This window comes from Vibrio ziniensis (assembly GCF_011064285.1).
GTDB lineage: Bacteria > Pseudomonadota > Gammaproteobacteria > Enterobacterales > Vibrionaceae > Vibrio > Vibrio ziniensis.
Genome location: NZ_CP049332.1, coordinates 139,798 through 152,339, shown reverse-complemented (window position 1 = coordinate 152,339; position 12,542 = coordinate 139,798). Strand labels below are relative to the sequence as shown.

Below are 12,542 nucleotides of genomic sequence, written 5' to 3'. Positions count from 1 at the left end.
AGATTGTTCAAAGAGGTATGTTTGTGTCGAAAGTGATTTTGCGGGGCTTTATATTAGTGCCTGAATCTGACCTAGAAGTGGTAAAGCAAGAACTTGTTACTCATAAGGGGCTGACGCTTGAAGAGTCGGGATGCTTGGTGTTTGAAGTAACACAAGATTCAGACGATCCGTGTAGGTTTGATGTGTACGAAGAGTTCACTGACAAAGCTTCATTTGAGCAACATCAACAGCGAGTAAAAGCTTCCTATTGGGGAGAAGTGACGCGAAATGTCGAGCGTCATTATGAAATCGTAGAGTAATTTGCTGAGCTAGCGTCAGATGGATGAGGTGTTGTTAACGCTATCTGTTACACTACACCTACCAACTATTTTGTTATAGAGATGCGCTGAATGAGCCAAGAGCAACCGAAAAACCCACTGCACGGTCTTACCTTAGAGAAAATCCTTACTCAGTTGGTTGAACATTACGGCTGGGAAGGTTTAGATGCTCAAATTCAATTAAATTGTTTTTATAACAACCCATCGATCAAGTCTTCACTAAAATTTTTACGCCGTACCCAATGGGCGCGAGACAAAGTAGAAGCACTTTATATTCAAACCTTTTGTTAATTCACAGCTGAGTGAGATACACGCTAGGCGATTTTCTAGTTGATTATTCTCTTTATTGAAATATACTTGAATACTCAATTATGTTTCAAGATTTAATCAATAAGGTTTATGACTATGAAAACGAATTTAACTTCACTGATGTTGGAGCACACATTAGTGAGCACCTTGCTTACTAAGAAAATTGATACAAGTTTAAGTGCTCATGGAGTGAGTTACACCGAATTCGTCATTATTCACCGACTCAATACCAGTACGGGTGGTTCGCTAAGCCGTATTGCCCTAGCGGATTCAGTAGGGTTAACGGCTTCTGGAATTACACGTTTACTTGCACCGATGGAAAAGAACAACATAGTGCTTAAAGTCGCGAATCCACGAGACGCTCGACAAAGTCTTGTAGGGCTGACGCCTGTTGGTGAACAGCTTTACAAAGATGCCTCTGTTTCTTTCGAACACTGCTGTGAAGCCGCGTTTTCACTGTTTGAAGGCGATGAAATTGAGCTACTCAGAAAATTGGTGAACAAAATTAAATGTTAGTGATGGCACAAATACTGCAAATCTGAACCTATATCAGCTCGTTAACCGACTTTGAAGCAGATAATCGCGGGTCTCTACTACTTCTGCGTTCATAGTACACCGGGTATTTTTGGTTGAGGCGTCGTTCAGTGAAGATCCGGCGCTCGGCCAGATAGATTCCACCTACTAAAACAGTATCTGTGATGTAAGGTACTTTTAGTTTTTCCACCATGAGATTAACCCTCAAGCCCTACCTAATAAAAGCATAGTTGAGGCTAGAGTTATTACTCAATGAGGAACTGTCAAGAGTGTGTAAAAAATATCAAATATGTTTTAAATTAGCGGAAGTTTTCTTATCAGTGAGTGCCTAAACCGCAACTGTAGAGCGTCATGGAGGGCGTATGGTCATTCGAAATGTAACGAGTTCAGATATTCCATCAATTGTTCAAATCTATAACCACTATATTGCTACGACTACAATTTCCTTTGAAGAAATTCCAGTAACGATAAAAGAGATGGAAAAGCGAGTTGAACAGGTACTGAGTTTAGGGTTTCCTTGGATTGTGTTGGAACAATATGGTGAAGTAAAAGGCTATGCATACGCCAATCAGTGGAAGGCTCGCAGCGCTTATCGCTTTACTGTAGAACCATCCATATATGTTGATGCAGATGCGAAAGGCAAAGGTTTGGGTAAGGCTCTATACGGAGAATTGTTAGAAATACTGAAACGCGCCGGATACAAAAACGCTGTTGGGTCAATTGCGCTTCCCAATCAACCTAGTGTCGCTTTGCATGAACGTATGGGATTCAAGAAAGTTGGCGAGTTTAACAACATCGGCTTCAAGTTTGATCATCAGATATCAGTAGGCTATTGGCAGTTAGAACTTAATAACGGATATTAGGGGCGATTTAGTCGAGGGTCATTAGCCACTATGCCTAGCAGGGTGTTAATTGTTGAGCCTGTGGCTCTCATTGTTTAAAATGGCCTACTTTTTTTATATCAGGTCATAAAAATGAGCGAAAATAACTCAAAACCAGCTTTACCAGATCATCTATCAGGCAATCCTCGCAGCCCACACTTTGTTGCTGAGTGCTTTGAACACCATATTGGTATTCGTCTTAACGGTAAAGAGCGTACTGATGTTGAAGAGTACTGTATCAGTGAAGGTTGGGTAAAAATTCCTTCACCTAAAGCAAAAGATCGTTGGGGCAACCCAATGCTAATCACTTTAAAAGGTGCAGTAGAAGCTTTCTACAAATAAGTCGCTCTTATCTGTAGTCGCTATCTGAACTGATACATAGAGTGTATTCTCTATGTATCTTCTCTTGCTAGTTTTCTCTTAGATTCATTTATCACACCTAATCCAAGCTCTTGCTGTATAGATTCAAGTGATGATGTCACGCTGTGTTGATCTACACCTTTAGAATGAATTTTCCGTTTGTAGTCTAAACTCATTGAAGCAATCTAAACTAAGAGGGATTGTTTATGGATCGCAAGTTCATTCTTACTGCATTTGGTTACGCCATTTTGGGATTAGCACTTGGTATACACATGGCTGCATCAAAGAACCACGGGCAATTTGTTACTCATGCGCACATCATGCTGGTGGGGTTTGTTCTCTCGTTTATCTATGGCTTATGCCACAAATTGTGGCTTAATAATTCTCAGACAAAATTGTCCATTCTACAGTTCTATATTCATCAAGTTGGGTCAGTTGTGTTACTGATAGGCTTGTTCCTCCTCTATGGTCAATTTGTGGCGTTGGAGGTGCTTGACCCAGTTCTCGCCCTTGCCTCAATAACCGTCTTTGTTGGTGTCATTTTGATGAAAATAGAGTTCATTAGGTGTACTCGAAAGAAAGGTTGAATGGTTCCACAGACGGAGTATCTTTAACGGCAAATTTACCGAGAGTTTCCCTTCCTAGAATTCCCTGAAATCCAATAGGGTGCTAGGCTTAAACAAACTGTAATAGCCAAGCTATGGCTATCTGTTTGACAATTATTTATTGTAAAACAGGTGGCTATTTAAGGAAGGGATCGCAATGAAACAGCATGAAAAAATTAACTATGTTGAATATGCCGCCAAAGATTTGGTGGCGACGAAATCTTTTTTCTCTATGGTTTTTGGTTGGGAGTTTATTGACTACGGACCAGACTATGCAGCGTTTGCTGATCAGGGTATTGATGGTGGTTTTTATAAAGCCGATGCTTGCAGCCAAAGCGCTAACGGTGGTGCTCTGCTCATTTTTTACAGCGCCGACATTGAGCAAACTTTAGAAAAGGTAATACTCAATGGCGGAGAGATAGTTCGACCTATCTTTGAGTTTCCTGGCGGTTGCCGTTTTCATTTTACCGAGCCTAGTGGTAATGAGTTTGCTGTTTGGTCTGAAGGTTTGGCTGAACAATAAGTTTCGAGTGGCGGAGTGAAGTAATGAGTAAGTGGTTAGCGTGGGCAAAACAGATACAAGCGATTGGTCAGGCGGGTAAAACATATTCTAAAGATAAGTTCGATTTAGAGCGCTTCGAGCAAATCTCTGATATTTCCCATCAGATGTTTGCAGAATTGTCAGACTCACCTGTACAGCGTGTTGCAGAGCTATTCATCCCTGAAACTGGCTACCCTACACCAAAAGTAGATTTAAGAGCTGCCGTTATCAAAGACAACAAGATCTTGCTGGTACGTGAAAGAGAAGATGATTGTTGGTCACTTCCGGGTGGATGGGCTGATGTGTGTGAAACGGCTTCCCAAGGTATTGTTCGTGAGGTTTTGGAGGAGTCTGGCTACGTAGTCAGCTCACCGCGTTTGGTGGCCATCAAAGACAGAGACATCCATCCATATTTTCCTAAGTTTCCCTATCATATCTATAAGATGTTTTTCCTGTGTGAGTTTGAATCTGGCGAGGCGGCGATTAACATCGAAATTTCGGATATCGGTTTTTTTGGTTTGAATGAGCTACCGAAATTATCGGAAGGGCGCGTTTTACCTTGCGACATTGAGTTGATGTTTGAACATTACAAAGACCCAAACAAAAAAATCTATGTAGATTAGCCCCAAATATAAAGGCACGTATTGTCTGTCCTACCTCAAACCGTACGTGCCTTTTGTACCTAAGCAATATCTATTACTTTAGCAATATATTATGTTTAAGCAACATCATGCTTTCTAAACTTTCAATGCTATAGCTTGAACTGCGAAACCATTTCATTGAGTTGTTCTGCAAGCCTTGCTATCTCAGAACTTGAGCTACGGGTTTGATTCGACGCTACTGCGTTTTGTTCAGCAATCCTTTTTACGTTCACGACATTTTCGTTAATAGTTTCTGCAACGGAGCTTTGCTGCTCGGAAGCACTGGCGATTTGCATGTTCATATCGTTGATTACACTTATCGCATGGGTGATAGAGTCCAGTGCATTGCCTGTCTTACTGGCTTGTTCCACGCAGTTGTCTGCCAATTGTTTACCTTGATTCATCACTTCAACAGTGCTTTGAGTGCCTGATTGGAGTTTCTCAATAATGTTTTGTATTTCAGATGTTGAGCCTTGAGTGCGTGAGGCAAGCGAGCGTACCTCATCAGCGACGACAGCGAAGCCTCGTCCTTGTTCTCCTGCTCTAGCCGCTTCAATAGCTGCATTAAGAGCGAGCAGGTTAGTCTGGTCTGCAATACCTCTTATTACATCTAGGATAGAACTGATATTGACGACATCTTGCTGAACCCCTGAAAGTTTTTCAGATGAGAGATTGACGCTTTGTGACAAGGTGTTTATGGACTGAATGGTCTGAGTAACAACAGCAGAACCGGAAGTGGCTTCTCTGTCTGCTTCATTCGCGGCTTCGGCCGCTTTTGCTGCGTTGTTGGCTACATCGTGAACGGTAGCTGTCATCTCGTTCATTGCTGTTGCCACCATTTCTGTCTCGCTTTCCTGCTGCTGAATGCCTTGAGAGGTCTGGTCTGTCACCACAGCAAGTTCTTCAGAAGCAGAAGCCAGTTCGTCACTCGCACCACTAATCGTGCCTATCATTTGTTTTAAGCGATTAGCGGTATTTTGAATCGCGGCAAGTAACATTCCCGTTTCATCTTTACTTGTTTCACCAACATTGACGGTTAAGTCACCTGCAGCGAGTTGGTTTGCAGCATCGACGGCTTTATGAATTGGTGTGGTTATCACGGTAGTCAAAATATACGCTGCGACCATACCAACGATAACGGCTACGACTGAGAGGATGATCGTCATTTGAATACTGCGGTCGGTGTTTGCTTCTAATGCAGGACCGAGAGTATCTTGTTCCTTCATGACGGAAGCTTTAGCGCTTTCAATGTCAGCCGCTATTTTAGGGCCGAGTACGTCAAGGGTGTTCTCAATGAGCTCATTGCGCTTTTCAATTAAACGGTAAATCTCTTGCATTGCAGCAACGTATTGAGAATGTGCGTGGCTAAACTCGGAGAACAGACGTTTACGTTCAGGATCTTGCAGCGTATTGGTGAGATCATCTATCTCTTTCTTCATCGAAACATCCATGTTTTGCACAGCAACGTCGTAGTCTTCTTTTCGGTTGGTCTGTAAGAACTTGGCGACGAATAGTCTGCCCATCAACATAGCTTTTTGGGTATCTCCTGCCTCATACACAGCGTCGGTGTTGCCATCTTCGTAGGCCGACTTAATGATGGCTTCTATCGCCACTTTCATCGCATCACCGTTTGGAACCAGCTGCTTGTCGTGAACGTCATTTCTCTGATTTACAAGTTCAACGACTTGAGAGAAGGTGCTTTCGTAGGTAGTGAGAGAGGAAACAACGGATTGAGCAAGTTTGATTCTTTCTGGATTAGTAACGCGGTCTTTCGCTTGGTCAAGCAGGCCGTGCATTTTGTTTACGTACTCTTTGTATTCTTGAATATCTAAGTCGTTTTTTGTGAGTAGGTAATCTTTCACGTTCATCCGAGCCATTAACATACTTGCTTGAATGTTACCGGCTAAGTTTGTTTCCCGTGCTAATCCCCGATATTGCATTAATCCATCATCGGTGTTTTTTAGAGCAATAACACCAATGGCCAAAACAATGGAAAGTAACGCCAACACAGCGCCGAAGCCGAGCCCCAGCTTTTTTCCCAACTTTAGATCTTTAAACATATAGCCACCTGATTTTTGCCAAACCGACACAAAAATCATAACCACAAACTATATAAGGCAATACTAAAAAAGGAGTAAATTGATTAGAGTTTGATAAAGATCAGGTTATTTAGATGTTGCTAATTGATGATTTTCTTTATTTATTTGAAGCTCGACATGGTGGTTCTTTATTGAATATTTGCAGTTATTTCTGACTATTCAGTATGTTATTTGTTTTTGCTGTTGATTGTTTGTTGCATAAATATTACGTTCACTGAACAACGCAATTTCACTCTCTAAAGTGAGAAACGCATAACGCAATTGAACTAAGGATAGTTGTGGTATTCATCGAGAAATACAGCCCTATTTGGCAACAAGAAGCGAGTTATCTGAGTGTTCGTGAAGAGCAAGCGCAATTTACGATCGGCAATATTCCGCAAGTTGTTGAGCAGTTAAAAGAGACTGAACATCCTCATCTGATTATTTTTGAAGATAAACCCGTGGGGTTCTTCTTACTAGATTTGGACTACTCGACCAAATATCAATTTGGTAGCCAAAAAGCGATAGGGATCCGTGCATTATTGGTTGATCAGCATTATCAAGGTAAAGGCATTGCGACAAAAGTCATCAAAGCTCTGCCAAGCTATGTGGCGAAACATTATCCTGATTTTGAAGTCATGCAGCTCACAGTCAATTGCCGTAACAAACCTGCTTACGAATGTTATTTGAAATGCGGCTTTGCCGATACGGGTGAACTGTATTTGGGCGGTCCTGTGGGACCACAACACATCATGCAGTACGTTTTGTAGCGATTAGTGTGTATCGATTAAGTTTAAAGTATCCTTTTTAAAAAGCCGTTGGAGCGCTGTAAATGGAATTAGAAGTATTTGTGGTGGATGCCTTCACTGATAAAAAGTTTCAGGGAAATTCAGCGGCAGTCGTACCTGTTCTTGAGTGGTTATCTGACGAGTTGATGCAAAATATCGCCGCAGAAAACAACCTTTCAGAGACTGCATTTATTAAAGCCATCGCGCTGAATAGATACGCGATTCGCTGGTTTTCGCCAATTACAGAAATAGATTTTTGTGGTCACGCGACCCTCGCGGCCTCCTATGTGCTGTTACATTTTTTAGGATGTAAAGGGCAAATCGAATTCGTCACATCAAAGGTCGGTGAGCTTCAAGTCAATCAGCTTAGAGATGGACGCATTGAAATGAGCTTTCCCAATCAGTTGCCTGAAATCGTAGAAGATATCCCTGACGCTCTGCTTGAAGGTTTGTCCATTAGTCCAGTTAAAGTACTCAGAAATCGGCAAGCATATTTTGCAGTGTTGTCTAGTGAGCAAGATGTCCGAAACGTCCAATATTACAGTGATAAACTCAAATTGTTAGCGCCTTACGATGCAGTTGTAACGGCTCACGCAAATGAGTTTGATTTTGTGTCTCGATATTTTTGGCCCGCAAATGGTGGAGATGAAGATCCTGTTACGGGTTCAATTCATTCTGGTCTAGCACCATATTGGGCTGAGCAACTTGGCAAGTTAGATCTTACGGCATACCAAGCATCCAAAAGAGGCGGAGTGCTTTTTTGTCAGGTGATGAACGATCGCGTGCTTGTCTCTGGTTTTGGTGTACTGTATTCACGCGGAACAATTTATATTTAGTCGTCTTAGCAATAGCTAACAGAGTTTGGATGTAATAATGAGTTCGAAATTAGACACAGTGGACAATACCCCCGCTTCACCTTGTATTCGTCAGTGTTGTTTGGATGAGCAAGATATCTGTGTTGGCTGTTTTCGAACCATAAACGAAATAATCCATTGGAGTGCGTCTTCGAACGCAGAAAAAATTCAAATAATAGAACGATGTAAAGAAAGAAAAGTGCAACGTAAACGTTGCTAACTAATGAGAGTGTTGGAGTTGTTATGACAGTTGAGATTCGAAGGGCAGAACCTTCAGATGCGAAAGCAATTAAAAAGATTTATGAATGCAAGAATGCTTATTCGAGCACGCTCCAACTCCCTCATCCATCGTTAACACTCTGGGAAAAACGCACGACGGATGTACCTGATAATGTGTATGTCTACGTTGCTCTTGTTGATGGAGAAATCGTAGGCAACTTAGGCTTCGAAGTTTGCACCAGCCCACGTCGACGCCATGTCGCATCTTTTGGTATGGGTGTCAAAGATGATGTTCAAGGTCGCGGTGTCGGTAGTGCATTACTTTCAACCGTGGTTGATCTCGCTGACAACTGGTTGAATCTAAAGCGTATTGAATTGACGGTTTACAGTGACAATGACAGAGCCATTAACCTTTACAAGAAGTTTGGCTTCGCTATTGAAGGCGAATCGAAAGCCTATGCATTTAGAAATGGGGAATATGTCTCTGCTTACCATATGGCGCGAGTTATCGATTAATTAAGAGGATGTATGATGATAACCATACGAGAAATGGATATTTCAGATTATCAGGCAGTGATTACATTGTGGGGACAAACGGATAACCTATCGCTTAGGGATGCCGATTCCGAGCAAAACATCGCAGCGTATTTACAGCGCAATCCTGGGCTGAGCTACGTTGTTCTTGCTGATGAGATTGTGATTGGGGCAGTGCTTGTTGGAACAGATGGTCGCCGTGGATATTTACAGCACCTAGCCGTTGATGAGCGTTATCGTGGTCAGAAAATCGGGCACTCTTTGGTTGATATGTCTGTGCGTGCATTGGCAGAGATTGGGATCTCAAAAACCCATTTATTTGTACTCAACGAAAATCACAGCGCAAAAGGATTTTACGACAAGCTTGGCTGGTATCCTCGCAACGAAGTCACCATGTACTCTTTTAACAGTTCAGATAATCTCAATGTCTAGAAGTGTAGCTTTACTGTAGCACCCACATTCGATGATGAAAAAACGGCGCTCAAAGCGCCGTTTTTTCATCATCGAACATCTGTTACCGACGTTTTGATTACCACATTAGATCATCAGGTACGACGAAATCTGCGTACGGATCATCTTCTGCTGGAATATCGGCTTCTAGTGCTTTTTGCTCAATAACTGTCTTGTCATCGCGCATCTTTATTTTGTTTGCCACGCCACTTGGAATCACCGCATAGCTCTCTTCGTAACGAGCAATTGCCACTATACCTTTGATCAACTGATCGCGGATTAGTGATGTTACGTAGAGCGACTTAACTAAAGTTCCATCGGTGAAGTTGTATTTGATATCGCCATCAGCAATATCAATTTTATTCATTGCTACTAACTGCTTAATTTGAGCACTGATCTCTTTGCTTAGACGTTGTTCGTTCTGTTGTAGGCTCAGTTCTTTGTCTCGTTCTTGCTGAGCTCGTTTGTTTTCTTCAACGGCTGCCTTCACTTCGCGAGCCTGTACACGAGATTTTTTCGAGCCCTTTTGTGCTTTCTTTAATTTTTTTTCGTTAACCAAGCCAGCTTTTAGCATCTGTTCTTGGAGTGTTAGCTTTGCCATCGATTTGTCCAGTTTCTCAAATTTGTGCCATTTTAGCGGCTCAGGCAAAGCAAATAAAGCACCGACTTACATTGATGACATTTGCCACGAACATTGGTGAATGTAGTCGCTTTCTGATAGCTCATCTTATTGTTAGAGATGTGATATTTATGCATTGCGAGTCATTGCTCAGGGCGTTATATTCGAATTTTGGCTCCTACCATTTAATAAATTTCCACGTGGATCTGAGATATGGAATTAGAGTTATTAGAAGAAAAACATTTCCAATCACTATTTGAGTTTGAGAAAAACAACCGTGACTGGTTTGAGCAATTTGTGCCCCCAAGACCATCAAGCTATGACAGCTTTGCTAGCTTTCGTGATATCACCAATAGCTTGATTGAACAGCACGAAGAAGGAACTGGATACTTTTATGTTGTCGTTGAAGGCGATGAGGTTATCGCTCGTGCAAACATCATTGATGTGATTGACGATGAGTGTGAGATTGGTTATCGAGTTTGCCAGAACTGGAGTGGTAAAGGTGTGGCCAGTTTTGCCGTGAATGAGCTGAGTGAGATTGCCCGCGATGAGTTAGATCTTCGTTTGCTTACCGCCAAAGCCGCTACCAATAACCCTGCTTCTATGCGTGTGCTTGAAAAAGCAGAGTTTGTTCGAGTTGGACAAGAGAAGAATGCCTTCGTGCTCAATGGCAAAACACTGACTCTTGCCTGCTATGAAAAAACGCTTAATTAGTTCACTCTGTTTGACATTAGTGGCTGCTGCAAAATACACAGCCACTCGTCTCACTGCGTTACTTTAGGCACTTGTTCTTAGTCTTTTTATCTCAGATGATAGGCTTCAGAACCACTTCAGAATAGGCATTGATGATGTGTTGTACGTCTGTTGTATTACCATTTTGAATGCGTTGATAGTGGTTTAAGGTCACCGAAAGATATTTGTGTGCTGTGGCGGCTTGTTTATCACTGTGGTAACACCAAAGTTCGTTGCCAGTGGTATCTATAGGCTTTCGGCTATTGGCGAGAGTAGAAACGAGTATGACTTCATAGAAGCGGCAGTTTTCTTCAAGCAGTACTTCACCGATTAGACCAAAATTCAATTCAATCAGTTTTTGGCGTAAGGCAAACTGGTGATGCACAGGGCAGAGCAGAAAGTCGATATTGAGCGACGGATGCTGCTTATGGATTTGCTCAATGAAATGCATCATTAAATCGCCACCCACACCCGCTATTATGACCAGATGTTTACCTGAGTATTGACCCAAAGGTAGTTGAGCGACATCTAGACAGTGAGTATGCCACGTAGACTCAGAATTGGCATAAAAGCGTTGTAGTTTACTTTCTAATTCTGTCATAAGGCTTGGCACTATATCGACAAAATGGATATTGGCAGCCGCTTTTCTGTTAAGCAACGAAGCGCCGAGAAATCCGTGGTCACAACAACAGTCCCAAATATGGTCATAATTTGCAGTGATCATTTGGTCGATTTGTTTGAGTCGTTTGCTGAGTTTCAACGGGCGTACCTAGAGCGGAATTAGACGAGCGAATTCTAGAGGTTTTCTCTGGCAGAGAAAATAGTTATCAGGCAGTGAGCTTAGTGACGTTACGCTATCAAGTAGAACAATGAACTATAGGGGCTTACTCTTAGCCCCTTTTTATGCATTGAAAGTTATTCCAGTTCAACTGGTGGACGGAAGACCATCTCATGCATAACCACATCTTCTGGAAGTTCCAAAATCTGGTTGATGGTGTAAGCAACGCTTTTCGCGCTCATATATTGAGGACGCTCAACTTCGCGAAAATTGGTGTCAGTACCGCCCGGAAATAACGTAGTTACTTTGATACCGTGAGGTTGAGCTTCTTTCATCAATATGGAACTGAATCCGGCAAAACCCTGCTTCATTGCTGTATAGACGCTCATGGTTTCGTTGGCACGTTTGGCAACGGTACTCACGACGTTAATGATGAATCCTTTCTTTAGTGGTTTCATGACAGTCAGTGCTTCACGGCTAAGAAGTGCTGGTGCGCGCAGATTTACCGCGTACTGATGGTCGAATTCTTCCAAAGTAAACTCTTCAATGGCACACTTTCGAGAGTTCATACCTGCGTTGTTGATTAACACATCCAATTTGCCTAACTTGTGATAAGCCTTGTTAAACATGTCGACAGTTTGAGCCGCACAGCTTAAGTCCGCTTCGATAGTGAAACATTGCGTTTCAGCTTCTAGCTCTGCCAGTTTTTCAGTATTTCTGCCTGTAGCAACAATCTTATGACCTTTTACTGCCAGCAATTTAGTGAGTTCATAGCCGATGCCGCTAGTCGCTCCGGTGATTAAGATATTCATAGCTATTCGCTTTCATAGACAAGGTAAGTGATGACCTGATAGTGGCAGCATACGGAGGCTACGTAAAGAGAGTTCCGTACAGTAACGCAATGAATTTGGAGTGGAAGCGAGTTTTTTGAGTAGAGAATAAAGTCTCGAAAAGTGTATGGTTGAAGTCCGCTTTAGGAAGGAATACGATTGTTCCTTATTAAAGAACGATGTACGTTTTTACACATTTTTCCAAAACGGCGGATGTCATCGAACCCTGGTTCATTGCCTCGATTAATTTGGTGTTGCCAATAGCTTAATTCGGAATCCACAAGCTCCATAAGCTTCTTTGGGCAGCCTATACATGTATTGTCGGTACCACATTTGAAGGTATCTTCGCTGTATAGTGGGAACTGCGCCTTTACATCGTCAATGATTTGCTGCATGGCTGTAATTCTATCAGGCTTTTTTGACACTTCTCTTCTCGTTACACCGTTGAGGATATTCCATATTCTTTTTAGGG

At 42.2% G+C, this 12,542-nt stretch carries 19 protein-coding genes; 14 read left to right on the top strand and 5 right to left on the bottom strand.

What is annotated here, in order from left to right:
* Positions 1-23: 23 nt before the first annotated feature.
* The 8 genes from G5S32_RS15625 (at position 24) to G5S32_RS15590 (ending at position 4,170) form a co-directional block, all read left to right on the top strand.
* Positions 24-299 (top strand): putative quinol monooxygenase, encoded by a 276-nt coding sequence (locus tag G5S32_RS15625; RefSeq protein WP_165312961.1) that lies wholly within the window; start codon positions 24-26, stop codon positions 297-299.
* A 90-nt stretch (positions 300-389) separates the two neighbouring features.
* Complete coding sequence (locus G5S32_RS15620) at positions 390-608, top strand: VF530 family protein (RefSeq protein ID WP_165312960.1); 219 nt, start codon at positions 390-392, stop codon at positions 606-608.
* Between the two features lie 114 nt (positions 609-722).
* Positions 723-1,142, top strand: a complete 420-nt coding sequence (locus tag G5S32_RS15615; RefSeq protein ID WP_165312959.1) for a MarR family winged helix-turn-helix transcriptional regulator — start codon at positions 723-725, stop codon at positions 1,140-1,142.
* Positions 1,143-1,522: 380 nt separating this feature from the next.
* Positions 1,523-2,023, top strand: a complete 501-nt coding sequence (locus G5S32_RS15610; RefSeq protein WP_165312958.1) for an arsinothricin resistance N-acetyltransferase ArsN1 family B — start codon at positions 1,523-1,525, stop codon at positions 2,021-2,023.
* A 111-nt stretch (positions 2,024-2,134) separates the two neighbouring features.
* Positions 2,135-2,383 (top strand): DUF3297 family protein, encoded by a 249-nt coding sequence (locus tag G5S32_RS15605; protein WP_165312957.1) that lies wholly within the window; start codon positions 2,135-2,137, stop codon positions 2,381-2,383.
* A 224-nt stretch (positions 2,384-2,607) separates the two neighbouring features.
* Positions 2,608-2,988 (top strand): TonB-dependent receptor, encoded by a 381-nt coding sequence (locus G5S32_RS15600; protein ID WP_165312956.1) that lies wholly within the window; start codon positions 2,608-2,610, stop codon positions 2,986-2,988.
* Positions 2,989-3,163: 175 nt separating this feature from the next.
* The gene (locus G5S32_RS15595; protein ID WP_165312955.1) at positions 3,164-3,529 is read left to right on the top strand and encodes a VOC family protein; all 366 of its coding nucleotides are present in this window, start codon (positions 3,164-3,166) and stop codon (positions 3,527-3,529) included.
* Positions 3,530-3,552: 23 nt separating this feature from the next.
* Complete coding sequence (locus G5S32_RS15590) at positions 3,553-4,170, top strand: NUDIX hydrolase (RefSeq protein WP_165312954.1); 618 nt, start codon at positions 3,553-3,555, stop codon at positions 4,168-4,170.
* Between the two features lie 128 nt (positions 4,171-4,298).
* On the opposite strand, the gene G5S32_RS15585 is transcribed toward G5S32_RS15590, so the two are convergent.
* Positions 4,299-6,248 (bottom strand): methyl-accepting chemotaxis protein, encoded by a 1,950-nt coding sequence (locus G5S32_RS15585; protein ID WP_165312953.1) that lies wholly within the window; start codon positions 6,246-6,248, stop codon positions 4,299-4,301.
* Between the two features lie 317 nt (positions 6,249-6,565).
* Between G5S32_RS15585 and G5S32_RS15580 the strand changes: the two genes are divergently transcribed.
* From G5S32_RS15580 to G5S32_RS15560, 5 genes are all read left to right on the top strand, one after another.
* A complete protein-coding gene (locus tag G5S32_RS15580) occupies positions 6,566-7,036 on the top strand; it encodes a GNAT family N-acetyltransferase (protein ID WP_165312952.1) in 471 nt (156 codons plus the stop codon).
* A 62-nt stretch (positions 7,037-7,098) separates the two neighbouring features.
* Positions 7,099-7,890 carry a PhzF family phenazine biosynthesis protein gene (locus tag G5S32_RS15575; protein ID WP_165312951.1) on the top strand — a complete coding sequence of 264 codons (792 nt, stop codon included), beginning with the start codon at positions 7,099-7,101 and terminating at the stop codon, positions 7,888-7,890.
* A gap of 37 nt (positions 7,891-7,927) precedes the next feature.
* The gene (locus G5S32_RS15570; protein WP_165312950.1) at positions 7,928-8,128 is read left to right on the top strand and encodes a DUF1289 domain-containing protein; all 201 of its coding nucleotides are present in this window, start codon (positions 7,928-7,930) and stop codon (positions 8,126-8,128) included.
* A gap of 23 nt (positions 8,129-8,151) precedes the next feature.
* Complete coding sequence (locus G5S32_RS15565; RefSeq protein ID WP_165312949.1) at positions 8,152-8,643, top strand: GNAT family N-acetyltransferase; 492 nt, start codon at positions 8,152-8,154, stop codon at positions 8,641-8,643.
* Positions 8,644-8,658: 15 nt separating this feature from the next.
* On the top strand, positions 8,659-9,093 hold the full coding sequence (locus G5S32_RS15560) for a GNAT family N-acetyltransferase (RefSeq protein ID WP_165314169.1): 435 nt from the start codon (positions 8,659-8,661) through the stop codon (positions 9,091-9,093).
* A gap of 97 nt (positions 9,094-9,190) precedes the next feature.
* Here G5S32_RS15560 and G5S32_RS15555 read toward each other — a convergent pair whose 3' ends face one another.
* Positions 9,191-9,712 (bottom strand): DUF2058 domain-containing protein, encoded by a 522-nt coding sequence (locus G5S32_RS15555; RefSeq protein ID WP_165312948.1) that lies wholly within the window; start codon positions 9,710-9,712, stop codon positions 9,191-9,193.
* 231 nt (positions 9,713-9,943) lie between these two features.
* On the opposite strand from G5S32_RS15555, the gene G5S32_RS15550 reads away from it, so the two are divergent.
* Positions 9,944-10,444, top strand: coding sequence for a GNAT family N-acetyltransferase (locus tag G5S32_RS15550; protein WP_165312947.1), 501 nt, complete (start codon positions 9,944-9,946; stop codon positions 10,442-10,444).
* A gap of 91 nt (positions 10,445-10,535) precedes the next feature.
* On the opposite strand, the gene G5S32_RS15545 is transcribed toward G5S32_RS15550, so the two are convergent.
* The 3 genes from G5S32_RS15545 to G5S32_RS21530 all read right to left on the bottom strand — a co-directional run bounded on the left by G5S32_RS15545 (position 10,536) and on the right by G5S32_RS21530 (position 12,495).
* Positions 10,536-11,222 carry a tRNA (adenine(22)-N(1))-methyltransferase gene (locus G5S32_RS15545; RefSeq protein ID WP_165312946.1) on the bottom strand — a complete coding sequence of 229 codons (687 nt, stop codon included), beginning with the start codon at positions 11,220-11,222 and terminating at the stop codon, positions 10,536-10,538.
* Positions 11,223-11,377: 155 nt separating this feature from the next.
* Complete coding sequence (locus G5S32_RS15540) at positions 11,378-12,052, bottom strand: SDR family oxidoreductase (RefSeq protein WP_165312945.1); 675 nt, start codon at positions 12,050-12,052, stop codon at positions 11,378-11,380.
* A gap of 161 nt (positions 12,053-12,213) precedes the next feature.
* Positions 12,214-12,495 (bottom strand): DOMON domain-containing protein, encoded by a 282-nt coding sequence (locus G5S32_RS21530; RefSeq protein ID WP_165312944.1) that lies wholly within the window; start codon positions 12,493-12,495, stop codon positions 12,214-12,216.
* Between the last annotated feature and the right edge of the window lie 47 nt (positions 12,496-12,542).